Here is a 25,013-nt window from a genome sequence, read left to right on the forward strand (position 1 = left end):
GCGATGCTGGGCGCCATTCTCGCGCTGACGGCGCTGGCGGCAGCCTTCGGGCTGGTGCTGGGCTTCGCGGCGGTGCGCTTTAAGGTCGAAGGCGATCCGCTGGTCGACCAGATCGACCGCATCCTGCCGCAAACCCAGTGTGGGCAATGCAACTACCCGGGCTGCCGCCCCTATGCGCAGGCGATCGCTGATGGCGAGGCCGACATCAACCAGTGCCCCCCTGGCGGCGAGGATGGCGTCATCAAGCTCGCGGAGCTGTTGGGCCGCGAACCCAAGCCCCTGAATCCGGACAACGGCGAAGCGAAGGCGCTGCCCACCGTGGCATTCATCCGCGAGGACGAATGCATCGGCTGCACGCTTTGTATCCAGGCCTGTCCGGTCGACGCCATCGTCGGAGCCCGCCAGCAAATGCATACGGTGATTGCCGAGGAATGCACCGGCTGCGATCTTTGTGTCCCGCCCTGCCCGGTCGACTGCATCGACATGCTGCCGGTACGCGATGACATCACGACCTGGCGCTGGCCGACGCCGCAACAGGACACGGCAGCATGAGCGTGCACGCGCAGGCCCAGTTCCGGTTTCCCGGCGGACTGGCGCTGGACTACCACAAGCTGTCCGCCCCCATTCAGGACGCGGCGCTGCCGCAGCAGCTCGTGGTGCCCCTATCCCAGCACATCGGCCAGCCGGCCAAATGTCTGGTGAGCATCGGAGAGCACGTCCTGGGTGGCCAGCCGCTGGCCGCTGCCGAGGGCTATGTGTCCACCCCGGTTCATGCGGCGACCTCCGGCACGGTCGTGGCTATTGAGCCCCGCCCGGTCCCCCATCCGTCTGGGCTGTCTGCGCCCTGCGTCGTGATCGAGCCAGACGGGCAGGACACGCAGCAACCCGACACACCCGCCGACGGGTTGGCGATGGATGCCACCGCACTGCGCAATCGTATTCGTCAGGCGGGCGTGGTGGGCTTGGGTGGCGCGGCATTCCCCAGCTTTATCAAGCTCAACCCCGGGTCGAGTGTCGTCGACACGCTGGTCATCAATGGCGCCGAGTGCGAGCCTTACATTTCCTGCGATCAGGCCCTGATGCGCGAACGCGCGGACGACATCCTCAATGGCGTGCAAATCATGCTGCATGCGCTGGATGCCCAGCGTTGCCTAATCGGCGTTGAAGACAACAAGCCCGACGCCATCGATGCACTGATCGATGCCGTCAGCCGACGAGGCGACGAGCGAGTCACCGTGGTCACCGTGCCCACTCGCTACCCGCAAGGCGGCGAAAAGCAGCTCATCCAGACCCTCACCGGCCGCGAGATTCCCAGTCACGGGTTACCGCTGGATATCGGAATCGTCTGCCACAACCCCGGCACGGCCGTCGCGGTCTGGGAGGCGGTGACGCTGGGACGTGCATTAACCCACCGCGTGGTCACGGTGACCGGGCCCGGCATCGCCAATCCCTGCAATTTGCGGGTACGTATCGGCACCCCGGTCCGTGAACTGCTCGCCCAGGCCGGTGGACTGGTTGATCCCGATGTGCGTCTCATCATGGGCGGACCGATGATGGGATTTGCGCTCTCCGGAGCGGACGTGCCGGTGGTCAAGGCCACGAACTGCATCCTGGCCCTGCGCCCGCAGGACCTGCGCCCCGACACGCCCGCCATGCCCTGCATACGCTGCGGCGCCTGTGCTGACGCCTGCCCCGCCGGCCTGCTGCCACAGCAGCTGTATTGGCATGCCCGGGCGCAGGAATTCGACAAAACGCAGGACTACAAGCTGTTCGACTGTATCGAGTGTGGCTGCTGCGCCCAGGTCTGCCCCAGCCAGATCCCGCTGGTGCAGTACTACCGCCACGCCAAGACCGAGATCTGGGCAGAAGAACGCGCCCAGCGTAAGGCGGATGTCGCACGTCAGCGCCACGAGGCCCGCCAGGCACGACTCGAGCGAGAAGAAGCCGAGAAAAAAGCCGCCCGCGAGGCCAAGAAGGCCGCGCTGCGCGCCAAAGCCGAAAAGAAGGCCGCAGCCGCGCAAGCCGCAGGCGGTGAGACAGCAGCAACGGACGATCCGGTCGCCGCTGCGATCGCGCGGGCAAAGGCCAAGTCGCGTGACAAGACGGGAGGCGCTCCGGCTGCGGCGGCCAAGCCGGCCGCAACCAAGCCGGACCTGCCACCTGAAGCTGGCCCGAAGACCAGCCAGCCAGACTCGCCTGGCCCGTCGGACAACGGGCCAGGGACCGACCGGCGTGAATCGCCTTCCGGAGACGCGACGTGAACACCACGCTGAGCTCGCCGCACCTGCCGGTGCGCCCCACGGTCGGGGGGCTGATGCGCCGGGTCCTGATGGCGTTATTACCCGGCATCGCTGCCATGGTGATCTGCTTTGGTATCGGCGTGATCAGTAACCTGCTGATCGCAGTGGCAGCGGCATTGGCGACCGAAGCCGCCATGCTGCGTCTGCGCCGACGTCCGGTCCAGCGCTTCCTGCTCGACTGGACAGCCGTGCTCACCGCCGTGCTCTTCGCCCTGGCTCTCCCCCCCCTGGCCCCCTGGTGGCTGACCGCGACAGGCAGCGCCCTGGCCATCGTACTGGGCAAGCAGCTATACGGCGGGCTGGGGCAGAACCCGTTCAACCCGGCCATGGTTGGCTACGTGGTGGTGCTGATCTCCTTCCCGACCGAGCTAACCTACTGGAGCCAGCAGGCCGTGGCCGCCGGGACCACCTTGCAGGCCCAGTGGCTGGGCCTGGGCGCCGAGCAGCTGGACGGGCTAACCGGCGCCACGCCACTGGATGCGCTGCGCAGCGGGCTCTCCCAGGACCTGCTGGTCGATGAGGCACTGGCCGGACTGCCGGGCCGCACGGGCTGGCTCTGGATTAATCTCGCGTTTCTCGCGGGCGGGTTGTGGCTTTGCTGGCGCCGGGACATCAGCTGGCGCATTCCAGCCGCGGTCCTCGCAGGACTCGGCCTGATGGCTTTGCTGCCCTGGTTGCTGGATGCCGACCGCTTCGCGTCCCCGCTGTTCCACTGGACCAGTGGCGCGGCCATGCTGGGGGCATTCTTCATCGCCACCGACCCGGTCTCCGGCGCCACGACTCCGCGCGGCAAGCTGATCTTCGGCGTCGGCATCGGCCTGCTGGTCTATGTCATCCGGACCTGGGGCGGCTATCCCGATGGCATGGCCTTCGCCGTATTGCTGATGAATCTGACCGTACCGCTACTGGATGCCCATACCCAGCCCAGGGTCTACGGCCGACCATGAGTGAAGCCAGCAACAACCTGCGACGCCAGATGTTGGGCAGTGCCGGCCTGCTGGCACTGTTCGCCGTGATCGGAGGCGTGCTCGTGGCCGGCACCGAAGCCCTGACCCGTGAGCGCATTGTTGAACAGCAACGGGCCTCACTGCGCAGCACACTGAACGAAGTCGTCCCGGCAGACCGCTACACCAACGCGCTGCTGGACGATGTCATGACCATCCATGACCCCGAGCTCCTGGGCACCGACGAAGTTCTCACCGCCTACCGGGCACGACGCGGGCTCGAACCGGTGGCGGTGCTATTCCCGGTCGTCGCACCGGATGGATACAGCGGCGACATCCGCCTGTTGGTCGGCATTAGTGCCGAGGGCACGCTCACCGGAGTGCGGGTACTCAATCACCGCGAGACACCAGGACTCGGCGATGCCATCGAAACCCGTCGCAGCGACTGGATCCTGCAGTTCGGCGGACTGTCGCTTGAAAACCCAGCCCCGAGCCGGTGGGCCGTGCGCAAGGACGGTGGCCAGTTCGACCAGTTTGCCGGGGCCACGATCACCCCGCGCGCGGTGGTCAAGGCGGTCAGACGGGCGCTGGTATTCTTCGACACGCATCGAGAAACACTGCTGGCGCCGCCAGCCGAGACACCATGAGCACGCACAGCGATATCGTCCGCAACGGGTTGTGGAGCAATAATCCAGGCCTGGTTCAGCTGCTGGGCCTTTGCCCGCTACTAGCCGTGAGCAATTCGGTGATCAACGCGCTCGGGCTTGGCCTGGCAACGCTGCTGGTGCTAACCGCGTCGAATGTGGCGGTGTCGGCCATTCGTAACGTCGTTCGCGACGAAATCCGGATCCCGGTCTTTGTTCTGGTCATCGCCGCCTTCGTGACCACGGTGGAACTGGCCATGAACGCATGGCTACACGAGCTGTACACCGTGCTGGGGATCTTCATCCCGCTCATCGTGACCAACTGCGCCATCATCGGGCGCGCCGAGGCCTTTGCCTCGCGCAACCCGGTGGGTCATGCGGCGTTGGACGGGTTCATGATGGGGCTGGGCTTCGCGCTGGCCCTGGTCGCCCTGGGCGCCCTGCGCGAGTTGCTTGGCCGGGGAACGCTGCTGGCCGATGCCGACCTGTTGTTTGGCCCCATTGCCGCCGGCTGGACATTGACCATCATCCCGGACTTCCGCGGCTTTCTGCTGGCCGTACTGCCTCCGGGCGCCTTTATCGGCCTCGCCCTGCTCATTGCCGCAAAAAATGCGTTCGAGCGACGGCAGCAACGCCCGGCCCCAGCCGCATCGGCCAGCCTGGCCGACCCGGCCTGATTCCCGACCACCAACTGACACGCCAGTGAACGCCGCCAAGCGGACCGAAATCTTCGAGCGCCTGAAAGCGCAACGGCCGAAGCCGGAAACCGAGCTGAACTACAGCTCCCCCTTCGAACTGCTGGTGGCTGTCGTGCTCTCGGCACAGGCCACGGATGTGGGCGTTAACAAGGCCACGGCCAAGCTGTTCCCCGTGGCCAACACGCCGGAGGCCATCGCCGCCCTGGGTGTCGAGGGTCTCAGCGAGTACATCAAGACCATCGGCCTGTTCAACTCCAAGGCCAGAAACGTCATTGCCCTGTGCCACCAGTTACTGGACCGGCATGACGGCGAGGTCCCCGATGACCGTGCGGCGCTGGAAGCCTTGCCGGGTGTGGGTCGCAAGACGGCCAATGTGGTGCTCAACACGGCCTTTGGCCAGCCCACCATCGCCGTCGACACCCATATTTTCCGCGTGGCCAATCGCACACGGATCGCAACCGGCAAGACGGTGCGCGAAGTTGAAGATCGCCTCGTTCGTTTAATCCCGTCCGCCTATCGGCAAGACGCCCATCACTGGCTGATTCTGCATGGCCGTTACACCTGCAAAGCACGCAAGCCGCTATGCCACGACTGCATCATCCACGACCTCTGTGAGTACCGCGCCAAGGAGGCCGTGACATGAGTCCGCAACCTGTGGTCCGGGTGAGCATCGCCCAGGTGTTACCGGTTCGGCATCAGCTGCTTCGCGCGCACCAGCCACTGAGCAAGGCCCAGTTTCCCGGCGATGAGAGCCCCGAGGTCGGTCATTTCGCGGCCATGCGGGAGGGGCGCATCGTCGGCGTCGTCTCCATTTTTCAGGAATCCGACACGCGCTGCACACGAGCGCCGGCAGACCAGCAGTGGCGCATCCGCGGCATGGCGACCTCGCCGGAGGTCCAGGGCCAAGGCTTGGGCGCCGCGCTGCTCCAGGCTGCCGTGGACCATGCAATGCATGCAGGGGCCCGAGCGATCTGGTGCAATGCGCGCCAACCTGCAATCGGGTTCTATGCCCGCTACGGCTTCATCGGCCTGGGTCCAATCTTCGAAATTGAAGGTATTGGCGACCACCAATACATGGAGCGCCCTGCCTGAGGGTGGACAGGCCGGTTTGAGATGCGGCACCGCAGCAGGCATGCTAATAAACGCGTTGACGGCATGCAGGACGCGGCTGTCCACCGACCCGGCGGATGGGTTGCCGCCGCGCTCGGAGCCCGATCCGGCGTGTAGCGACGCACCCATTCGCACCCCCCGAACGACTGAATGCTTCTAGCGACTGATCTCGACGGCACGTTTCTGGGCGGACGCCAGTCCGACCGCATGCGCCTCTACCGATTCCTGCCACGCCAACCCGAGGTCACACTCGTGTTTGTCACGGGCCGCGGCTTCGAACACGTGGTTCCGCTGATCTACGATCCGACAATTCCGACACCCAAGTACGTCATTTGTGATGTCGGCACGACCATCGTCCACGGCGACACGCTAGAGCCTGTTCAGCCCATCCAGTCCGATATCAACCAGGCTTGGCCCGGTGAACCGGCGGTGCTGGAGGCTATCGAGGGCATCGATGGCTTGGAGCGCCAGGAAGTGCCCCAGCAGCGCCGCTGCTCATTCTTCGTGCCGCCAGGCTACGACCCGCAGCCCGTACGCGAGGCGGTGGAGCCGCTGGGCTGCGAGGTGCTGCATTCAGCTGACAAGTACCTCGACATCCTGCCCGCCGGCGTGAACAAGGGCACGACGCTGATGAAGCTGGTGGAGTTGTTGGAAATGGACCCCGCCCGAGTCCTGGTGGCGGGCGACACGCTCAACGATTTGCCGATGTTCGAGACCGGCTACAAGGGTGTCGTCGTCGGCGCTGCCGAACAGCGGCTGGTGGACGCCACCCAGCGCATGTCCCAGGTCTATCACTCAGAGGCGTCGGGTGCCGGCGCCATCTTGGACGCGTTTAGCTATTTTCAGTTTCTAGGCCCCAAGGCCATCGAAGACCTGACGCGCGCCCAACAGGAGCGCGGATCCTCGCAGCTCATCATGGTCTACCACCGCCTGCCCTACGAGGAGCACATGGTGGATGGCAAGCTGGTCCACCGGCGCCCGAAGAGCCCGAACGGCATCATGCCCAGCCTGCTATCCCTGTTCGAGGGCGGCCGCACCGGCATGTGGATCGCCTGGTCGCAACAGGACACGCGCAACCCGGAGGAATTCCAGGACCACACCATGGTCGACGAGGAGGCCTACCCGGAATTGCTGGTGTCGCGGGTGCCCCTGACCAGCCAGGATGTCCAGCGCTTCTACAAGACCTTCTCCAAGGAAGCGTTGTGGCCGACCATCCACACCTTCATCGAGCGCACCCACTTCAACCACGATGACTGGCAGCACTATGTGGAGATCAATCGGATCTTCGCCGAGCGCACGGCGGCCGAAGCCGACGAAGGCGCGGTCATCTGGATCCACGACTACAATCTGTGGATGGTGCCCGCTCACCTGCGCAAGCTACGACCAGACCTGCGCATCGCCTTCTTCCACCACACCTATTTTCCGTCCTCGGAAATCTTCAATGTCATCCCATGGCGCCGCCAGATCGTCGGCAGCCTGCTGCAATGCGACTACGTCGGCTTCCACATCCCGCGGCATCTGGAAAACTTCGTGGATGTCGTGCGCTCGAACTTCCCCGTCGAGGTTCTCGAACGGCAAAACTGTGCCCCGCGCTTTCTGACCTACGACTGCGCCTTGGGGCTGGATGAAATGACTACCGGGATCAAGGTGTCGGAGGACCACGTCGTCCACATGGGCGCCCACCCCATCGGCGTGAGTGCCAATCGCATCCGCAAGCTGGTCGAGAGCGAGCAGGTCCAGCAACGCATGGCCGGCCTGCGCGAGGAGTTGCAAGGCAAACGGGTCGTGCTGTCGGTCGAGCGCCTGGACTACACCAAGGGTCCGCTGGCCAAGCTCGAAGCGTTCGAGCGCCTGCTGGAAGAGAACCCGGAACTGCACGGCAAGGTGACCTTTGTCGATATCGTCACGCCCGCCGCCCGGGGCATGAAAATCTACGAGGAGATCCAACAGCAGGTCGAATACGCCGTGGGACGCATCAACGGCCGTTTCGCCAAGTTGGACTGGACCCCGGTCCGGTTCTTCTTCCGCTCCATGCCCTTTGAGGACGTGCTCGCCTACTACGCCGTGGCCGATGTCGGCTGGATCACGCCGCTGCGCGATGGCCTGAACCTGGTGGCCAAGGAGTACGCCGCCGTGCAGGGGCTCACCCACGGCAAGGGCGTGCTGGTGCTGTCGGAGTTTGCTGGTGCCGCCGTGGAACTGGAAGGCGCCATCCGCACCAACCCCTACGACGAAGTCGACATGATGCATCAGCTCTACCGCGCATTGACGCTGGGCGATGCCGAGCGTCGCGACCGCATCGCGCAAATGGCTGACGTGGTCATGCATCACGACCTGGAGACCTGGGGCCAGGACTTTATCCAGGCGGTGAAGACCGCCGCCAAGCGTCGCCAGCGCATTATCAACGACCCCAGCACCAAGATGGCTCGGGTCTACGCCGCACATGCCGTGGCGACCTCGGACAAGTCCCGTTATACCCCGGCCTAGCCCGGGGCCGTCCGGCACCGTGCGCCAGTGCACGGTTGCCGGGCTTGCAGCGCGCCAGCGGTTGCGGTAAGCGGCCTCCGAAGGTACTCTCTGTGCCCCGTTTTTCGGGCTGAAACAACCACCTGACGGCTGTTTCAGGCTCTCAGTTTCACCGGGCGGACCCATCGCGCATGCGCTGATCGGGGTCCGCGCGCAAGGCTGGCTGCCGATGCCATCATCCGGCGCCCCACCGAACTCAACCCGCCGCTGGCGGGTCTTTTTGTTGGCTTATCTTACGGACACACAGCACATGGATTTTCGGACGACGCTGAAAGAAAAATTCGGGCTCGATACCGTCGACTATCACTACAACCTGTCGAAGGAAGAGCTTTTTTCCGAGGCGATCGCAAATGATCGCGGCCGCATTCGCGCCGACGGGCCGGATGACGAGCCCAAGGCCTATGCCACCAAGCTGGGCGTCAACGGACCGCTGGTCTACTACACCGACCCCAGCTGCACCGGCCGCCCCGTCCAGGACACCTTCGCGGTTGCCTGGCCGGAGATCGAAGGCGATATCTGGTGGAAGAAGGACTTCAAGAAATTTGATCCCAAGCATTTCGGCCCGCTGCTCGAGCGCGTCGTCGCGCATCTGAACGAAAAGAAGGCTCGCCTGTACGTCGAAGACGTGTACTGCGGCTGGGATCCCGCCTATGCCATGCCGTACCGCTTCGTCGGCGAGTACGCCACGCATGCCATGTTTGCAAAGAACATGTTCGCCCATGGCGTTGAGGGCGTGGACAACGAAGAAGACAAGCGCTGGACGTTGATCAACGTCCCTTCATTCCATTGCGACCCCGAGCGTGACGGCACCCTGTCCAAGCGCGCGGTCATCATGGATGTGAAGAACAAGATCGGTCTGGTTCTGGGCCGCGCCGACTACTGCGGCGTCAACAAGAAGACCATGTTCACGGTGATGAACTACGTGCTGCCGGGCATGGGCGAGCTGTCGATGCACAGTTCCGCCAACGTCGGCAAGCGCGGTGATGGCGCGGTGCTGTTCGGCCTGTCAGGGACCGGCAAGACCACCCTGTCAGCCGATCCGGATCGTGAACTCATCGGCGATGACGAGCACGCCTGGACCAAGGACGGCGTGTCCAACTTCGAGGGCGGCTGTTACGCCAAGCTCATCGACCTGGACAAGGAAGCCGAGCCGATTATTGCCGCCGCTCTGTCGATGCCGGGAACGATCATCGAGAACGTCCCGCCACTGCCCGGCAAGCCACTCGAAGAAACCGACCCGCAGGAACTGGACCTGACCGACGGATCCATCACCGAGAACACCCGCTTCTCCTATCCATTGGAGTGCAACCCCAACGTGGCCGACGGCGCCCGTGGCCCGCATCCCGAAACCATCATCTTCCTGACGGCTGATGCCTTTGGTGTCCTGCCGCCGGTCTCGGTCCTGGATTCCGAACAGGCGATGTACCACTTCGTGTCGGGCTTCACCGCCAAGCTGGCCGGCACCGAGGTCGGTGTCACCGAGCCGCAGGCCGCGTTCTCGGCCTGCTTCGGCGCACCGTTCATGTCGCGTCCGCCCAGCGTCTACGCCGAGCTTCTTGCCAAGAAGATGAAGCAGCACAATGCGCGCTGCATTCTGCTGAACACCGGCTGGTCAGGCGGTGTTTACGGTGTTGGCAAGCGCATTTCGATTAAGCACACCCGCGCGTTGCTCAACGCCGCGCTCGAGGGTCAGCTGGATGAAGACAAGGTGGACTATCAGACGCACCCGATCTTCAATCTGCGCGTACCGACGAGCTGCCCGGATGTCCCGGCGGAGATTCTGAACCCGCGCGACACCTGGGAAGACAAGGCGGCCTACGATGCGCAGGCGGAAAAGCTGCGCCAGATGTTCCGCGACAACTACGAAGCCAAGGGTCTTGGCGAGCTGGGTATTCCGGCCGTCATGTAAACCCGCGGCGTCTCGTGCCAGCGGCGAGACGACCCAAGCCGGCGTACCCTTCGTAGGTGCGCCGGCTTTTTTGTGCCCATTCCAAGGAGTTCTGCATGTCCGCCCGTATTTTCTGCATCGGCCGCAATTACGTTGAGCACATTCGCGAGCTCGGCCACCCGGAAGACGGTGATTGCGTCGTGTTCATGAAACCGGCCAGCTGCCTGGTCACAGTCGGGCAAGCCATCGCGCTGCCCGTGGGCCGGGGAGCCGTACATCACGAAGCGGAACTGGTGATCCGCATTGGTCAGACGGGTCAGCGGATTTCGAGCGACTCTGCAGCCACCTTCATCGACGCCATGGGACTGGGCCTCGACCTCACCCTGCGCGACGAGCAGAACCGGTTGCGGCAAGCCGGCAAGCCCTGGGAACTGGCCAAGGCCTTCGACCATGCCGCCCCGCTCGGACCGCTCACCCCCTGGGACGGCGCCCCGGCGCTGGATGACATCGCATTCGAGTGTCACGTTAACGGCGAGTTGCGCCAGCGGGGTCATACCGCCCATATGTTGTTCAGCATAGAACGCATTATCAGCATTCTTTCGCAGACCTGGATGCTGCGGCCGGGCGACCTGATATACACCGGAACGCCAGCCGGCGTCGGGCCACTGGCGCCCGGCGACCACGTCAAACTGAGCAGCGATGTGCTGGAATCGGCAGAATGGACGACTGGCACGAATGACGCATTGCAAAAGATTGGCTAATGTATGCGAGCCACTTCCGACTCAAAGCTTGGGGACACCGTTTTATGAAAAAGGGATTCTTGTGCCGTATTGGCCTTGCGGCCATTTGCGCCACGACATCTGCAACCGCTGTCGCCGGCACCTCGGGTGACTGGTATACCAGCGTCGGTATCGGTCTGGATGTGCCGACAGACGCCGATGTCAGTGCCAGCACATACCGGGGCACCAATTCATTCGACGCCGGCTTCGGTCTGGAAAGCCGCATCGGCTACGACCTCGTTGGCGCGCTGCGCCCCGAAGCGTCCCTGAGCCTCGGCAACGCCGATGTCAGCACGGACAGCACCTCCGGTGAGCTGACAACCGCCTCGCTGTTCGCGAACCTCTGGTACGACTTGGTGCCCACGTCGCGCTTCGGCCGCGTCGGCACGCTTTATCCGTACTTCGGCGGCGGCCTGGGCCTGGTCCAGTACACGCTGGAGGACTATCAGGTCGCCGGCAGTGGCGTCACCGCGTTCTCTGACGACGACATGGTGACCGCGCTGCAGATCGGTAGCGGCATTCTGCTGCCGCTGAAGAATCTGCTTTCGCTGTCCCTGGACTATCGCTTCGTCATGGGTGGCGACCCTGAAGTCGGCAATGTCGACACCGAGTACAGCGCTCACAAGGTGTATCTCGGCATTCGTTCGCCGCTGCGATTCGGCAACCCCGACAGCGACAATGACGGCGTCCCCGATGCCAATGACGCTTGCCCGACCACGCCGGCCAACATCCCGGTTGGCGCCAGCGGCTGCCCCTACGACACCGATGCTGACGGCGTAGCCGACTATGTCGACGCCTGCCCCGGCACCTTGCCGAACAGTTCGGTCGACGAGCGTGGCTGCGTGTTTGACAGCGACGGTGACGGTGTAGGCGATGCCCTGGACCGCTGCCCCGAAACCGCTGCCGGCATGCCGGTTGACGAGTCGGGTTGTGAACTGGATTCCGACGGCGACGGCGTCCCCGATGCCCGTGACCGTTGTGCTGCCACGCCGAGCAATATCGCCGTTGACGCCAATGGTTGTTCCGCTGACGCTGACGCCGATGGCGTGAGCGACAAGATGGACCAGTGCGACAACACGCCGGCCGGTGCTGAGGTCATGACCAACGGCTGTGCGGCCGACCAGAGCCTGGTGCTCAAGGGCGTGAACTTCGAGACCAACTCCTCGAAGCTGGCACCCAATGCCACGCGCATTCTGGATGCGATTGCCGAAACCATGCGCCAGTCGCCGAACTTCTCGATCCAGATCAACGGCCACACCGACAGCGTCGGCGCCGCCTCATACAACCGTGCACTGTCCCAGAAGCGCGCGGAAGCCGTCCGCAACTACCTGATTGCGACCGGCATCGAGGCGAGCCGCCTGAAGGCCACCGGCCTGGGCGAGTCCAACCCCATCGCGTCGAATGACACGAAGGAAGGACGTGCGCTGAACCGACGCGTTGAGATCCGCGTCCTGCGCTAAGCGCTCATAGAGGACAAAACGCCCGGTTGTCTCGTGCAACCGGGCGTTTTTTTTGCCTGTCAGCCATGCCCCTAACCCGGACACCACCGCTGCACCTGCTACGCACCCTGTGCGAAGTGGGCAGGCGCGGCTCATACCGTGAGGCCGCCCGGTCCCTACACATCACGCCCTCGGCCGTCAGCCACCAGATGCGGGACCTGCAGCAGCGGCTGGGCGTCACCCTGGTGGAGCGCAGCCCGGGCGGTACCCGACTGACCCCGATGGGCGAACACTATCGACAGGCCTGTGAGACGGCCCTGACGGCGCTGGACGAAGCAACGGCGCAGACCCAGTCGCAAGCCCATCGCAAACTGCTCCGGATCACGCTGGGCCCCTTTATCGCCAGCGAGGTGGTCATCCCGGCCCTGCCCGATTTCCATCGACATCACCCGGACCTCGACATCCGCGTGGAGACCTCCATGCGCCTCGCTGATCTGGAAGCCGACGAAGCGGATATCGCATTGCGTTTTGGAGGTGCGGAGACCGCGGCCCTGGCATTGGAGCCGCTGCTGTCCATGTCGGCGCAGCCGGTGTGCGCGCCGAGCCTGCGACAGGGCCTGCCACCCGGTGGCGAACTGCCCTTGGGTCGGACCACGCTGCTGCACTCCACAGCCGTACCAGACGCCTGGTCCGCCTGGGCAACCCAGGCCGGCATCGACACCGACGCGCTGGGCAGCGGGATCTGGTTCGACAGTTATCTGTCGCTACTGCGCGCTGCAGAGCAGGGACTCGGGGTGGCGCTGGGCCTGTTCCCCGCGGTGGAGGGATGGCTGCTCAGCGGCCGTCTCTGTCTGGCGGCTGACACTTCGCTGCCGATTCAGCCCCGCTACAACATGCTTTACCGTCGGCAGGACGCCAACTGGCCCGCCTTGCAGGCTTTTCGGGAGTGGTTGCGGGCCCTACCCGCCTTTAGATGAAATCTGCTCATGTGACAGACGAGCATGATTCGTTTGTGCCTCGTCACAGCGGGCCCTAGGCTCTCAACGCATGAACAGTCTTCAGCTGACAACACGTGATGGCCGGGCCTTGGCGGCCTGCGAGTACGGACACGGTTCCCGTGCGGTACTCATTGCGGGCGCGACGGGCGTCCCGCAACGCTTCTACGCTCGCTTCGCGCAGCACCTCGCCACGCGCGGACTCCGGGTGTTGACGCTGGACTACAACGGCATCGGCCAGTCGCGCGCCACCAACGCATCACCCCGCGGCATGCGCAGCTGGGCCGAGGAAGACCTGGACGCCGGCATTTGCCATCTGCGAGGCGCCACACCAGCCATCGCGGTCATCGGGCATTCCTTTGGCGGTCAGGCCTTGGGCTTGTGCCCGTCGAATGCAGCGGTCTGCGCGCTGGTGGGCATCTCGGCGCAATCCGGTCATTGGCGGCTGTGGGACGGCCGTCACCGGCTCTGGATGTGGGCCATGATGCACCTTGTTCTTCCAGGCGTTCTCGCGGTCCGCACCGATATACCGGGCGGCCTGCTGGGCCCCGACCCGCTGCCCGGCCCGGTGGTTCGAGAATGGACACGCTGGTGCCGGGGCCCGCACTACATCACCGACGAACAAGGCCAGCCCCTGCGCGCCGGATTCGCCGGCTGGACGGGCAGCGCTCGGTTCTATGAGATCACCGATGACGCGCGCTATGCGCCGCCGCGCGCCGTCGCTGAACTGGCGTCTTTCTATGCCCGGGCCGAGGTCGAAATTCTGCGCCGACAGCCCCAAGACTGGGGCGTCGATAGATTGGGCCACTTCGATTTCTTTCGCCCGGCGGCCCGGGCGGGTTGGGATGAAGTCGCCGACTGGCTGACACCCCAGCTAGACGCAGCGCTTGCCGAAACCGACGCACCCATTCCTTCTTAGTTCGAGCACCTGATCATGACCAAAACACCCGCAACACTTGCACTTTGGCAGCGGCTCAGCAGCAAGCCCGGCGGCCGATGGCTGTTCACCCAGGGCGTCTGCCGCCGCGCACCCTATTTTTCGACGATTCGTCCACGGGTGCAGGCGCTGGACACCGGACGCTGTGTGGTTAGCAGCCGCAAGCGTCGCAGCGTGGAGAATCACATCGGCACCTTTCACGCCATCGCCATGTGCAACATGGCCGAACTGGCGGGCGGACTGGCTGCAGAAGCTACGGTCCCCGTCAGCCACCGCTGGATACCGCAGGGCATGGAGGTCGACTATCTGGCAAAAGCAGAAACCGACCTGACGACGACCTGTGTCATCGACCCACCCAGCCAATGGGAGGACCGGCAGACACTGCTCACCCCGGTGGACGTCCGTGATGCGGAGGGCAACGTCGTCTTCCGCGCGCGCATCCGCATGTACGTTTCGAAAAAACCGTCGCGCTAAGCACCCCCGGTCGGCCGGTCAAGGGACCGGGCAGCCGCCTGCTTGACACGCTGGCCCCGCGCGCTACCGTCGGCGATATGTCGAACTTCATCACCGCGCGTGGCCGGTTGGCTGCCACCCTCTTGTTCGCGGTCTGCCTGCCTGCAGCGGCGCAGACCGCAACACCCACCGCCGAGGAGCTGGCGCGCTGTGCGCGCGCCAACGCCCCCAGCGAGACCTTCAAGCAGCACGCAGAGTTAGAGACCGTGCGGGCCGACGGAGACGCGCGCACGCTTTATATCCGTCTGCTGGCGCGCAAGAGCCGGGACGGCGTCGATGCCAATCTGCGCGTCCTCAATCCGCCGGACCTGTCGGGCATGTCATTTCTCGTACTGGCCGACGCGGAGGACGGCGACGCGATGTTCACCTACGTCCCGGCACTGCAACGGTCGCGGCGCGTGAGCGGGAATGCATCCAGCCAAAGCCTTTGGGGCACGGACTTCACCTACGCCGATGTCCGCCAATTGCTGGGCACCGTGGACGGAGGGACGGCCACCCGACAACCGGACAGCACCTACCGTGACGAGCCGGTCCATGTTCTGGATCTGGTGCCTGCCGCAACAGCCGAGGTCGATTACGCACGCATCATCATGGCGCTGGAGCCAGCGAACTGCGTCCCCGTACATGTCCGATTCATCAACCATGCAGATGCCGTGATCCGGGAACTGGAAGTCGACCCGACTAGTATCGAGCAGGCCGGAGAGCGGCATTTCGCCCGTCGTATGACCATGTACAACCGGCAGACTCAGAGCCGGACTCGGGTGGAGCTATCACGCGTGGAATTTGACGAGTCCATCCCCCGTCGCGCCTTTCATCCCCGCGGTTACGAGTCGGTGGATTGAACAGACCGCTTGCGTCACCCGCCATGCCCGCGGGCCAAGGCCTGCTGCCCGCCGCGTTCGGGGCGCTGGTGGCCTTAGCGGTGGCGATCTGGCTCGGCATGGGCCCCGGGGGACTTCATTTCGACCCGAGCACCGATGCGCTCATCGCACCGGAGGACCTGCAGGCTGACGGACCGGCTGCAGAAGAGTTGATGATGTTGCTGTCGGCCGACAGCGGACTGCACCGGGAGCAGCTCACCGCCATCGATCAGATCACCCGGCAGATCGAGGCGGCGGGTCAGCAGGCCCAGGTCCGCGCCCTGACCACGGTGCAGATCCCCGTTGACCTGGCCGATAGCGTGGAGCTGGTGTCCATTCGCGACTGGCTGACGTCCCCACCCATTCAGGCTCGCATCGCACTCGATGCGCTTCTGACCCACCCGCTGGTCGTCGGACGCCTGGTCTCCGAGAACCAACAATCTGCGGGTGTGCTGGTGACGCTGGCGAGCGAGCTGTCCCCTAGCGAGGCGCGCGATGAGGCCGCACGGCTGGTCGACACGGCGCGTCGGGCCACTGAGGCGACGGGCCTGGGCTTCGCCGCGACCGGTACGCCGCTGATCGCCGCCGCCGTCACCGACGGGCTCCGCTTACAGCTTCAGCAAAGCCTGCCGCTGCTGGCACTGGCTTTTGTGGCGGTGTTGCTGCTGGCCTTTCGCTGCATCCGCCTGGTGCTGGTCGCGGTCGGGTCGGTTGCACTGGCCGTAATAGCCGGCCTTGCCGCGCTGGCGGCCATCGGTGGCACGTTGAATCTGGTCACCACGCTCATTGTTCCGCTTATCGCCACATTGACCGTGGCCTACCAGATGCATTTGCTGTCAGCGGCCGAAGCACACGCCTCGCCGCAACAGGCAGCGCGGGCCATCGCCCTGCCGCTGCTGGTCACCGCGCTCACCACGGCGCTCGGGCTCCTGGCCCTGGCCGTCCATCCGACGCCAGCCATTCGATCCTTTGCGCTGGCCTCGGCCATGGGCGTGCTCGCCAGCGCATTGATCACGCGGTACTGGTCGCCCCAGGCGCTCTCCGCCCTGGGTGCCTGCCCGCGCAGCCAAGGCCTGCTGGATCAGTGGCTGGAGGCCCTCGCCAAGACCACGGCAGGCTGGAGCGCACGCCACGGCCGCTGGATCCTCCGGATTGCGGTGCTGTCTGTGATCTTCGGCGCGGCCGGGGCGCTGCAACTGCGAACCGAAGCCAACCTGGTGGACGACCTGCCGGCAGATAATCCAGTCCGGCAAGAGTTCGCCACCGTCACCCAGGCGCTGTGGAGTACGCATGGCTTCTCGCTGCAAGTGCGCAGCGCCACACCCGGGGCCGCGCTCCAACCCGACCTGCTGCAAGCGCTGGACGCCCTGCAGCAATGGCTGGCAACCCAGCCCGAAATCGATGGCAGCTACGGCCTGACCAATATTCTCCGCGAGCTCAATGGGTTGTTCAGTGGACAGACCAACGCATTGCCCGACAACCCGATACTCGCCAAGCAATTGCTGATCGCAGCAGCCCCGGACGATGTGTACGACTACACCAATCTGAAGTTCTCGACCTCGCGCCTGCACATCGGTACCGCCGTTCAGAACACGCGTCAGATCACGGCGTTGGTGGAGCGCATCGAGCGTCGCCTGGCAGCGCTGCCAGCCGGCCTGGATGCGCAGCTAACAGGCACGCCCATCACGTTTTCGCGGACGGTTAACAAGCTCACGGGCGGGCAGGCGGTGTCGTTTCTCGCCGCGTTTGCGGCGATCTTCGTGATTCTTGCCGTGGTCTTTGCCTCAGCGCGAGCCGCGGCCTTTGCCATCCTGCCCAATATCGTGCCGGTCGCCTTGTTCTTCGGCCTCATCGGCTGGATGGGGCTGCCACTCGGCCCCACCACGGCGCTCGTGGCCTGCATCGTGCTGGGGATCGCGGTCGACGATACGCTGCACTACCTGGTGCGCTTCAACGAGCGGGCGCGTGAAATGGCGGATGCCCGCGACGCCACACAACAAACGCTGCGCGACGTGATCCGACCGATCACCCTGACCACGGTGGCCACCTGCCTCGGCTTTCTGACCCTCAGCATCAGCCCCTTCGAGTCTCAGGTGCTGTTCGGCTGGCTGGCGGCCGCGACCCTGGCCATTGCCTGGCTTTGCGATCTGACCGTGGCACCTGCCGTCGGGCTGCGCGCCGACCTGGTCACGCTGTGGGATGTGCTGCGTGTCGACCTCGGCAAGGCCCCGCAGGACAGCATCCCGCTACTCGACGGCATGTCGCCGCGCCAGGCCCGCCTGTTCGCCTTGTTGTCGAATCTACGCACCATCCCCGCGGGCACCCAGTTCATCCGAGAAGGGGATCTGGCGCATGACATCTACGTCATCGTGGAAGGGCGCGCACGGGTTTGGGTCGATCGCCAGGGTGAAGCGGTGACCATCAACACCGTGGCTCGCGGCACGACACTGGGCGAAACGGGCTACTTCGCGTCGCGGCGCACAGCCAGCGTCACGGCCGAGACGAATCTCCGGGTTCTGGATTTCGATACCGACGATCTCGAGCGCCTACGCCAGCGTCACCCTCGGGTGGCTGCACTGGTCTATCGCAATCTCAACAGCATCCAGGCGGAACGCCTGGCTCGGGCGACCCGCCAGATCGCGGATCACCACTGCGACTAACGCTGGCCGCGCGTCTGCTGCTCCAGCGTGTCGATCAGGGCGTCCTTCTCCTCCCAGATCGCAGCCACCCAGCGCTGGGCCGCCTTGCGCGTACCCAGGTCGCTGCTGTAATCACCCGCCGCCAACGCCTCCGGCGCCTGCAGTTCACGGGCATCGACAATGATTTCCGGAATGCGACCGCAGAATAAATCCCAGGTGGTCCAGGGACCATTAACGTAGTAGAAGGTCACATCGAGCACGGCATCGAGCTTTTCGCCGATGGCGCGAATGGCGTAGGAAACGCCGCCGGCACGCGGCTTGAGCAGATGCTTGTAGGGGGACTGCTGCGCTGCGTGCTTGGCCGGTGTACGCCGCGTGCCTTCGACAAAGTTGAAGATCGTGACCTGACGGTCGCCGTAGCGTGCGAACATCCGTCGCGTCGTCTCCACATCGCGACCCACCAGGCTGGGATCCGCTGCGATTTGCTCCCGGGTGTAACGCTTCATGAAGGGGAAATCGATAGCCCAGACCACCTGTCCGACAACGGGCAACCAGATCAGCTGTTGCTTGATGAAAATCTTGTAGGGCGGCACGCGGTCGGTAAAGGCCACCATCATGGCAAAGAGGTCATTCCAGCTCAGATGGTTTGCGATCAGCAGATAGCTGCGATCCCGGCGCAGGTTGTCCGTTCCACGAATCGTCCAGCGTGTGGGCGTCAGGTGTCGGAGCAACCAACCGTTAAAGGCACACCAACAGCGGTGGGCGACCCACTCCATGGCCTGCACCACGCGGGAGCGCACGCGCCCCCAGGTGAGGAACTTCAGCGGCATGATGGCGAAGATGATGGCGCCGAAGAACAGGGTGTGCAGACACACCAACAGGGCGAGCAACACGCCCCTCACCGGACCCAGGATTCGATTCATTCGGGACTCCTCGCCTTCCCCATGCGGATGGCGCAGCTGACTGCTGACGCGCCGGACCGCTGATAATGCCAGTTGGCCTGCGCTTAACTCAGATCCAGACTGGAGCGCAGTTCCTCATTCTGATCGATGATTCGGAACCCGCGGTAATCGCGTGGCGGTATCGACAACAAGACACAGGGACTGGTCAGCATCTGGGTGACCATTCGATCCTTGCCGGGGCGGGTCCATTCCCCCGCCAGCCACATCACCCGATCCCGATCGATCGTGGCATCCGGTTTCGGCTCGATGAAGTACCCGCCTGTGCGACGCTGCCCCATCTCCAGCAACAACAGTGGCCCGTCAGGCAACTTGTCGGCCGACACGATTTGCAGCCCGCGATCTGCCTGCCAACCCAACCAATCTTCGGGCGTGGGGAAATACGACAAGGCGGCATGTCGCTGCTCGGTGCCACAGTGAATGGACCGCCGGACCTCCGAGATACGGACGTCCTCAGGTTCGGGTACGGTTTTCATCAGGCCGCACCCGGCTGCAGACAGCAACAGGCACAGCGACGCGGCCGCACGAATGAAGGCACCAGACGATTTCCCAAGCATGGGAAAACGGTACCCGACACGCCTGCCGAATTCCACCCGGAACCCGTGGAATCAGGGCGCGAATCCACTGCGTCCATGGATATTGCGCAGCGTAGGCAGACAGCGGCAGCAATGGTAGCGTTGCGACATGAACTCTTCTGTCGCTCGCCGCACGCGCACCGACCGCACGAGCCTGCAGGCCACGCTACGGGCACTGGTCGATGACGGCATCGTCACGCGCGACGATGCCGAGCAAATCTTGCATGATCAGGCCTCCGAACCCGGCACGCAGCACCCCCTGTCGCTCATCGCTCAGGCCAACCTGCAACGACATGACGACCCGGAACGCTTGCTGACACTGGAAGCGCTGACTCACTGGACTGCCGACCGCTACGACCTCGAGTACTACCGAATTGACCCGCTGCGCATCGACAGCCGGCAGGTCACGTCGGTGGTGCCCTATGCCTACGCCGCGCGCGCCGGCATTCTGCCGCTGCGGGTGGATGATGAGCAGATCACGGTCGCCACGGCTGACCCCAGCGTCCGAGACTGGGAATCCGACCTGGCGAAGGTGTCCGGGCGGCGGGTCCGACGGGTTGTCGCCAATCCCGAGGATATCGACCGCTATTTGGTCGAGTTCTACGCCCTCTCCCACTCGGTCACCGCCAGTGAACAAGAACGCTCAGGCCAGGGCAGCAATCCGGCCTTCCACAGTCTCGAACAGCTCATGGACCTGGGCCGTCGGGGCCAGCTCGATGCCAACGATAGCCATGTCGTCAACATTGTCGACTGGCTGCTCCAATACGCCTTCGAGCAACGCGCCAGTGACATCCATATGGAGCCGCGGCGCAGCGGTGGCCGCATTCGCTTTCGGATCGACGGCGTACTGCATGCGGTTTACGAGATTCCGCCATCGGTTATGACTGCGGTGACCAGCCGGGTCAAGATTCTGGGCCGCATGAACGTCGCCGAGAAGCGCCGGCCGCAGGATGGTCGCATTAAGACCCGCAGCCCCGAAGGCCGCGAGGTCGAGCTGCGACTGTCCACAATGCCGACGGCGTTCGGCGAGAAATTGGTGATGCGGGTGTTCGATCCGGACATCCTGGTCCGCGACTTCGATGCGCTGGGGTTCGAGCCAGACGACCAGGCCGCCTGGCAGCGGATGACGACTCGCCCGAACGGCATCGTGCTGGTGACCGGCCCCACCGGCTCGGGCAAGACCACGACGCTTTATTCCACCCTCAAGCACCTGGCCACGCCTGAGGTGAACATCTGCACCATCGAGGACCCGATCGAGCTGGTCGAGCCCAGCTTCAATCAAATGCAGGTCCAGCCGAAGATCGATGTGACCTTCGCCTCTGGCGTGCGCACCGTGCTTCGCCAAGACCCGGATATCGTCATGGTTGGCGAGATTCGAGACCTCGAGACCGCAGAAATCGCGATCCAGGCTGCCTTGACCGGGCACTTGGTGCTCTCAACACTGCATACCAACGACGCACCCTCCGCGGTCACCCGACTGACCGAGCTCGGAATTCCGGCATATCTGATCCGCGCGACCCTGCTCGGCGTTGTGGCCCAACGACTGGCCCGTCAACTCTGTCCGGAATGCAAGCGCCCCGCCGAACCCGACCCACGCAAGTGGGATGCCTTGGCCGGCGGCCAGCGCCTGGCCATGCCGGATCAGGTCTTCGAGCCCGTGGGCTGTCCCGAATGCCGTAAAACCGGCTACCAGGGCCGCGTGGGTCTGTACGAGGTCATGGAAATGGACGAGGCGCTGACCGAAGCCATTCGCGATGACATGGACCTGGAGCAACTGCGCGCCCTGGCCATTCGCAGGGGCACGCGGCCGCTGCGCATGAGCGGCGCGGTCAAGGTCGCTGAAGGGCAGACCAGCCTCGACGAGGTGCTAAAAGTCGCGCCGACGGCTCTCCGACCCTAGCCGCAACGGGGTGGTTCACCGCCCCACGCGGTCACCTCGCGTCGGCGACCTGCAGGCGCATCAGCCTCAGGCGCGCCGAAAGCGCGACTCGGCGATGAGATCCGCCACCTGCCCTGTTGGCAGGCCCTCGCTGCGGGCGCGCTCGAAGACCTGCGTCACCGTGTCGCCAATCCCCTTGAGATGGCGCTCGACTTTCTCCCAGGTGTACCCGGTGCGCTCGTAGAAGATGTCGATGATGCCGCCGGCATTAATCACGTAATCCGGGGCATAAAGAATGCCCCGCTCCATGAGCGCGGCATCATAGGCGGTGCGATCCAACTGGTTGTTCGCCGCGCCGGCCACCACCTTGGCCTTGAGCCGCGGCAGCGTCGATGCATTGATGGCCGACCCCAGTGCGCAGGGTGCAAACACGTCCACATCCTGGGCATCGATGTCTGCAACCGGGACGGCCTGGGCGCCGAACGCCTGCACCGCGCGTTCGACATTGGGCGCATGGATATCCGCCACCACCAACTCGGCCCCGGCCGCGTGCAGGTGTCCGGCCAGCCGATAGCCGACGTTGCCCACGCCCTGAATCGCCACGCGCACGCCCTGCAGGTCATCACGGTCCAGCTGAAAACGAACGGCCGCGGCCAGTCCGTGGAACACGCCCAGCGCGGTGGCCGGTGAGGGGTCGCCGCTGTGCGGCTCGCCGCCGGGCCCGGGACGCTCGATCACGCCACCGACATGACTGGTGACCTCACCCATGCGCCGCAAATCGTCAACCGACGTGCCCGAATCTTCTGCCGCCACATACAGGCCGCCGAGCCGGTCCACGGCCTGACCCATAGCGCGGATCAGCGCATCGGTCTTGACCTGCCGCGGATCACCGATGATGACCGACTTGCCACCACCCAGATCGATGTTGGCCATCGCCGATTTGTAGGTCATGCCTCGTGACAGACGCAACACATCGGTGAGGGCATCGGCACTGGAGGCGTAAGGCCACATTCGGCAGCCGCCCAGCGCCGGTCCACGCACCGTGTTGTGAACCGCGATAATCGCCCGCAGGCCCGAACGCTCGTCCTGGACGAAATGCACGCATTCGTGCTGGTCGAATTCGGGATGGTCAAACACGGACATAGCGCCTGCACCGGGAGCAAAAACGGCCGCGGATTATCGCATGGGTGTCAAGCCCTACGAGCGTGCCCGCAGCTTGCGCAGCGCATCGGCTGATTCACGCACGGCCAGCCGCGTCCCCAGCCGCCGCAATCGCTTGCCGGCATGCTCGCGAAAATCCTGTCCTCTGGGGGTCAGCCGCAGCCGCAGCGGTGTCTCGCTTTCCAGCACCAGGTAGCCGCGCTTCAGCAACAGGTCGCAGCCCAATACCAGCCAATCGCCATGCAAACCGCTGTCTTGCCAACGCTGGGCGAGCAAGGCGTAGGGGTAGTCGGTCTCCGGGGCGTCGACCAGCGTGATCAGGTGGCGGGTCAGCGAGCGATCGGACAACCGGTCGCAGCGGCTCACCCCCTTATCCGCCGGGCCGAGCCGATCAATCAGCGCCGCGGGCGCACTGGGACCCGCCAGATAGGCGGCGCCGGCCGCGGTGAGACGGAACTGTGGATCGAACTCGCGGCGCACGATCTCCAGGAAACGATCCCGAAGCAGGATATCCACGGCCAGGCGCAGATCCTCGGCGCGACGCTCGGCTTCCCGCCAGAAGCGAGCCAGCGTGGACGATGGAATCAGCCCCTGCTGGCCGAGCGACAACTCGCGGTAGATCTCCAGCACGGCCAGCCGCAGTTCATGTTCGGTGAGCGGCCGGGCGCTGGGTTCGTGGGGTCGGTCGGGGAGTTGCGCGGCCTGTTCCAGCGCACCATAGACGTTGGCGCGGACGAATGACTCGTAGGCCTGCGCCGAGAATCGCAGCATCGGCGTGTCCCCGGCATGGTGAATCTCCAGCAGGTCGTCCGCCAGGAGTTCGGCCAATGCGACCGATAAGGATTCGTCGTCAAAACCGGCCTGCTCCCATTTGTACTTGAGCAGCGTCGCCTCGATCCCCTGCGCAATCGAACGGCTGGCGGTGTTGATCATGTTCAACGCCAGGTTCTGAGCGGGATCTTCGACGAATTTGAACAGCATTCAGGCCTCGGCGACCGCCTTGTCCAGCGCATTCCGGGCGTCGAACAACGACATTTGATCGACACCGCGATGACTGGATCGTGCATGGATGACTTCGTGCACAAAGCGCAGCTTGTCCTTGGCTGGCTGACACAGCACAAAGGGATAGAGATCCGCCACGCCCATGGAGCGGCTGATTGCGTTCAGCCCGATGCTCAGGTGAATGAACAGGTCCAGAATCTCATCAAAGGGCACCTCGGCCAGCACCGTGTCGGGATACGGCGCCGGCGGTATCTGCCGTCCCTGCACGACGAACCCGAAGTCGTTGGCAGTTCCGAGGGTGTCGATCATGTGCAGATAGTGGGCAAACGTCTCCGCCCAGTCTTCCCAAGGGTGAGAACTGGCATAGGGGCTGATGAAACGGTTGTTCCAGTCACGCGGCGCTCCGCGCTTGTAGTAGCGCGCAAGCGTCTTGCCATAGTCCTGACGCTCATCGCCGAACAGTTCGCGATACGAGGCGTGCAGATCCGTGCCATCCACCAGCAAGGCCCAGTAGTAGTGTCCCACCTCGTGTCGAAAATGACCTAGCAGCGTGCGGTACCGCTCTTTCATTTGCACGCGCATGCGCTCGCGTGCCACGTGGTCGGCCTCGGCCAGATTGATTGTGATCGTGCCGTTGGCGTGGCCGGTCCAGACGGTTTCGGCATCCTCGACCGGATGGACGAACTCCGTATCGGGATCACGATCGGTTTCGAAACGAAACGCCAGGCCCCAGTCGGGGTCATCCGCCTTGGTGCGCACCGGCAGACCCAGCTGAAGAATGGTGTACAGCAGATGTCGCTTGGCGGATTCCAGCCTGTAGACATACAGGCTTTGCCGGGGATCGTTCAGATCCGGCGCCTGCTCGGTCAGCCGGCAGGACAGGCAGTACGGGTCAGACTCCGCGGCCGGGACCATCCAGTTACAGATGTCATGGCGGCGATAGTTGCGGCAGCGCCGGTACAGGGCGCCATCCGGTGATTTCCATCGGCCGCCCCCGACGCTCTCCACTGCGGACATCCGACGCTGGTCTGGCAGAAAGGCCAAACGCCGCTGACACGACTCGCAGCGCGTGTTCTTGAAGAAGATCGTATTGCCGCAGACACAGTGGAAGGTTTGCATAGGTGCAAATTGTGCATCATGTTGAGGCTTCGTAGACCATATTCCT

General features: G+C 64.4%; 22 protein-coding genes. 17 read left to right on the forward strand and 5 right to left on the reverse strand.

Going from position 1 to position 25,013, the window contains the following annotated elements:
- Positions 1-3: 3 nt before the first annotated feature.
- From rsxB to DEH80_RS00300, 16 genes are all read left to right on the forward strand, one after another.
- Positions 4-552 (forward strand): electron transport complex subunit RsxB, encoded by a 549-nt coding sequence (gene rsxB, locus DEH80_RS00225; RefSeq protein ID WP_109718460.1) that lies wholly within the window; start codon positions 4-6, stop codon positions 550-552.
- Positions 549-2,261, forward strand: coding sequence for an electron transport complex subunit RsxC (gene rsxC, locus DEH80_RS00230; RefSeq protein WP_109718461.1), 1,713 nt, complete (start codon positions 549-551; stop codon positions 2,259-2,261). Before rsxB ends, rsxC begins: the two co-directional genes overlap by 4 nt.
- Positions 2,258-3,247, forward strand: a complete 990-nt coding sequence (locus DEH80_RS00235; protein ID WP_109718462.1) for an RnfABCDGE type electron transport complex subunit D — start codon at positions 2,258-2,260, stop codon at positions 3,245-3,247. Before rsxC ends, DEH80_RS00235 begins: the two co-directional genes overlap by 4 nt.
- The gene (gene rsxG, locus DEH80_RS00240; protein ID WP_207774350.1) at positions 3,244-3,891 is read left to right on the forward strand and encodes an electron transport complex subunit RsxG; all 648 of its coding nucleotides are present in this window, start codon (positions 3,244-3,246) and stop codon (positions 3,889-3,891) included. The genes DEH80_RS00235 and rsxG overlap by 4 nt, the downstream gene beginning before the upstream one ends.
- The gene (locus DEH80_RS00245; RefSeq protein WP_109718463.1) at positions 3,888-4,565 is read left to right on the forward strand and encodes an electron transport complex subunit E; all 678 of its coding nucleotides are present in this window, start codon (positions 3,888-3,890) and stop codon (positions 4,563-4,565) included. Before rsxG ends, DEH80_RS00245 begins: the two co-directional genes overlap by 4 nt.
- Before the next feature lie 25 nt (positions 4,566-4,590).
- On the forward strand, positions 4,591-5,229 hold the full coding sequence (nth, locus tag DEH80_RS00250; protein ID WP_109718464.1) for an endonuclease III: 639 nt from the start codon (positions 4,591-4,593) through the stop codon (positions 5,227-5,229).
- On the forward strand, positions 5,226-5,678 hold the full coding sequence (locus DEH80_RS00255; RefSeq protein ID WP_109718465.1) for a GNAT family N-acetyltransferase: 453 nt from the start codon (positions 5,226-5,228) through the stop codon (positions 5,676-5,678). The genes nth and DEH80_RS00255 overlap by 4 nt, the downstream gene beginning before the upstream one ends.
- Before the next feature lie 168 nt (positions 5,679-5,846).
- Positions 5,847-8,183: a glucosylglycerol-phosphate synthase gene (gene ggpS, locus DEH80_RS00260; RefSeq protein WP_109718466.1), complete on the forward strand. Its 2,337-nt coding sequence runs from the start codon at positions 5,847-5,849 to the stop codon at positions 8,181-8,183.
- Positions 8,184-8,472: 289 nt separating this feature from the next.
- Complete coding sequence (locus DEH80_RS00265; RefSeq protein WP_109718467.1) at positions 8,473-10,131, forward strand: phosphoenolpyruvate carboxykinase (ATP); 1,659 nt, start codon at positions 8,473-8,475, stop codon at positions 10,129-10,131.
- 95 nt (positions 10,132-10,226) lie between these two features.
- Positions 10,227-10,871, forward strand: coding sequence for a fumarylacetoacetate hydrolase family protein (locus tag DEH80_RS00270; RefSeq protein WP_109718468.1), 645 nt, complete (start codon positions 10,227-10,229; stop codon positions 10,869-10,871).
- A gap of 44 nt (positions 10,872-10,915) precedes the next feature.
- Positions 10,916-12,349 (forward strand): OmpA family protein, encoded by a 1,434-nt coding sequence (locus DEH80_RS17660; protein ID WP_165831191.1) that lies wholly within the window; start codon positions 10,916-10,918, stop codon positions 12,347-12,349.
- Between the two features lie 65 nt (positions 12,350-12,414).
- Positions 12,415-13,305: a LysR substrate-binding domain-containing protein gene (locus tag DEH80_RS00280; RefSeq protein WP_109718470.1), complete on the forward strand. Its 891-nt coding sequence runs from the start codon at positions 12,415-12,417 to the stop codon at positions 13,303-13,305.
- Between the two features lie 70 nt (positions 13,306-13,375).
- Positions 13,376-14,242 (forward strand): alpha/beta hydrolase family protein, encoded by an 867-nt coding sequence (locus DEH80_RS00285; protein WP_109718471.1) that lies wholly within the window; start codon positions 13,376-13,378, stop codon positions 14,240-14,242.
- Positions 14,243-14,257: 15 nt separating this feature from the next.
- On the forward strand, positions 14,258-14,734 hold the full coding sequence (locus DEH80_RS00290; protein ID WP_109718472.1) for a hotdog fold domain-containing protein: 477 nt from the start codon (positions 14,258-14,260) through the stop codon (positions 14,732-14,734).
- A 77-nt stretch (positions 14,735-14,811) separates the two neighbouring features.
- Positions 14,812-15,615: an outer membrane lipoprotein-sorting protein gene (locus DEH80_RS00295; RefSeq protein WP_109718473.1), complete on the forward strand. Its 804-nt coding sequence runs from the start codon at positions 14,812-14,814 to the stop codon at positions 15,613-15,615.
- Positions 15,612-18,293, forward strand: a complete 2,682-nt coding sequence (locus tag DEH80_RS00300) for an efflux RND transporter permease subunit (RefSeq protein WP_133249059.1) — start codon at positions 15,612-15,614, stop codon at positions 18,291-18,293. The genes DEH80_RS00295 and DEH80_RS00300 overlap by 4 nt, the downstream gene beginning before the upstream one ends.
- On the opposite strand, the gene yihG is transcribed toward DEH80_RS00300, so the two are convergent.
- On the reverse strand, positions 18,290-19,195 hold the full coding sequence (gene yihG / locus DEH80_RS00305) for a 1-acylglycerol-3-phosphate O-acyltransferase, YihG family (protein ID WP_109718475.1): 906 nt from the start codon (positions 19,193-19,195) through the stop codon (positions 18,290-18,292). The two genes, DEH80_RS00300 and yihG, sit on opposite strands and share 4 nt — an antisense overlap.
- An 83-nt stretch (positions 19,196-19,278) precedes the next feature.
- On the reverse strand, positions 19,279-19,707 hold the full coding sequence (locus DEH80_RS00310; RefSeq protein ID WP_165831192.1) for a protease complex subunit PrcB family protein: 429 nt from the start codon (positions 19,705-19,707) through the stop codon (positions 19,279-19,281).
- 208 nt (positions 19,708-19,915) lie between these two features.
- On the opposite strand from DEH80_RS00310, the gene tfpB reads away from it, so the two are divergent.
- The gene (tfpB, locus tag DEH80_RS00315; RefSeq protein WP_109718477.1) at positions 19,916-21,706 is read left to right on the forward strand and encodes a type IV pilus assembly ATPase TfpB; all 1,791 of its coding nucleotides are present in this window, start codon (positions 19,916-19,918) and stop codon (positions 21,704-21,706) included.
- Positions 21,707-21,772: 66 nt separating this feature from the next.
- Here the strand turns inward: tfpB and DEH80_RS00320 are convergent, their stop codons facing one another.
- Genes DEH80_RS00320 through DEH80_RS00330 form a run of 3 tightly spaced genes read right to left on the reverse strand, consistent with a single transcriptional unit; the run spans position 21,773 to position 24,967 of the window.
- The gene (locus tag DEH80_RS00320; protein WP_109718478.1) at positions 21,773-22,828 is read right to left on the reverse strand and encodes a Glu/Leu/Phe/Val dehydrogenase dimerization domain-containing protein; all 1,056 of its coding nucleotides are present in this window, start codon (positions 22,826-22,828) and stop codon (positions 21,773-21,775) included.
- A 54-nt stretch (positions 22,829-22,882) separates the two neighbouring features.
- Positions 22,883-23,827 (reverse strand): hypothetical protein, encoded by a 945-nt coding sequence (locus DEH80_RS00325; protein WP_109718479.1) that lies wholly within the window; start codon positions 23,825-23,827, stop codon positions 22,883-22,885.
- Positions 23,828-24,967, reverse strand: coding sequence for a zinc-binding metallopeptidase family protein (locus DEH80_RS00330; protein WP_109718480.1), 1,140 nt, complete (start codon positions 24,965-24,967; stop codon positions 23,828-23,830).
- Positions 24,968-25,013: the final 46 nt, after the last annotated feature.

The organism is Abyssibacter profundi, assembly GCF_003151135.1.
Lineage (GTDB): Bacteria > Pseudomonadota > Gammaproteobacteria > Nevskiales > OUC007 > Abyssibacter > Abyssibacter profundi.

What these genes read in the sequence shown, in the direction of transcription:
- rsxB (WP_109718460.1), top strand. Translation starts at nt 4, where the DNA reads ATGCTGGGCGCCATTCTCGCGCTGACGGCGCTGGCGGCAGCCTTCGGG.
- rsxC (WP_109718461.1), top strand. Translation starts at nt 549, where the DNA reads ATGAGCGTGCACGCGCAGGCCCAGTTCCGGTTTCCCGGCGGACTGGCG.
- rsxG (WP_207774350.1), top strand. Translation starts at nt 3,244, where the DNA reads ATGAGTGAAGCCAGCAACAACCTGCGACGCCAGATGTTGGGCAGTGCC.
- DEH80_RS00245 (WP_109718463.1), top strand. Translation starts at nt 3,888, where the DNA reads ATGAGCACGCACAGCGATATCGTCCGCAACGGGTTGTGGAGCAATAAT.
- DEH80_RS00255 (WP_109718465.1), top strand. Translation starts at nt 5,226, where the DNA reads ATGAGTCCGCAACCTGTGGTCCGGGTGAGCATCGCCCAGGTGTTACCG.
- ggpS (WP_109718466.1), top strand. Translation starts at nt 5,847, where the DNA reads ATGCTTCTAGCGACTGATCTCGACGGCACGTTTCTGGGCGGACGCCAG.
- DEH80_RS00265 (WP_109718467.1), top strand. Translation starts at nt 8,473, where the DNA reads ATGGATTTTCGGACGACGCTGAAAGAAAAATTCGGGCTCGATACCGTC.
- DEH80_RS00270 (WP_109718468.1), top strand. Translation starts at nt 10,227, where the DNA reads ATGTCCGCCCGTATTTTCTGCATCGGCCGCAATTACGTTGAGCACATT.
- DEH80_RS17660 (WP_165831191.1), top strand. Translation starts at nt 10,916, where the DNA reads ATGAAAAAGGGATTCTTGTGCCGTATTGGCCTTGCGGCCATTTGCGCC.
- DEH80_RS00280 (WP_109718470.1), top strand. Translation starts at nt 12,415, where the DNA reads ATGCCCCTAACCCGGACACCACCGCTGCACCTGCTACGCACCCTGTGC.
- DEH80_RS00285 (WP_109718471.1), top strand. Translation starts at nt 13,376, where the DNA reads ATGAACAGTCTTCAGCTGACAACACGTGATGGCCGGGCCTTGGCGGCC.
- DEH80_RS00290 (WP_109718472.1), top strand. Translation starts at nt 14,258, where the DNA reads ATGACCAAAACACCCGCAACACTTGCACTTTGGCAGCGGCTCAGCAGC.
- DEH80_RS00295 (WP_109718473.1), top strand. Translation starts at nt 14,812, where the DNA reads ATGTCGAACTTCATCACCGCGCGTGGCCGGTTGGCTGCCACCCTCTTG.
- yihG (WP_109718475.1), bottom strand. Translation starts at nt 19,195, where the DNA reads ATGAATCGAATCCTGGGTCCGGTGAGGGGCGTGTTGCTCGCCCTGTTG.
- DEH80_RS00310 (WP_165831192.1), bottom strand. Translation starts at nt 19,707, where the DNA reads ATGAAAACCGTACCCGAACCTGAGGACGTCCGTATCTCGGAGGTCCGG.
- tfpB (WP_109718477.1), top strand. Translation starts at nt 19,916, where the DNA reads ATGAACTCTTCTGTCGCTCGCCGCACGCGCACCGACCGCACGAGCCTG.
- DEH80_RS00320 (WP_109718478.1), bottom strand. Translation starts at nt 22,828, where the DNA reads ATGTCCGTGTTTGACCATCCCGAATTCGACCAGCACGAATGCGTGCAT.
- DEH80_RS00325 (WP_109718479.1), bottom strand. Translation starts at nt 23,827, where the DNA reads ATGCTGTTCAAATTCGTCGAAGATCCCGCTCAGAACCTGGCGTTGAAC.
- DEH80_RS00330 (WP_109718480.1), bottom strand. Translation starts at nt 24,967, where the DNA reads ATGCAAACCTTCCACTGTGTCTGCGGCAATACGATCTTCTTCAAGAAC.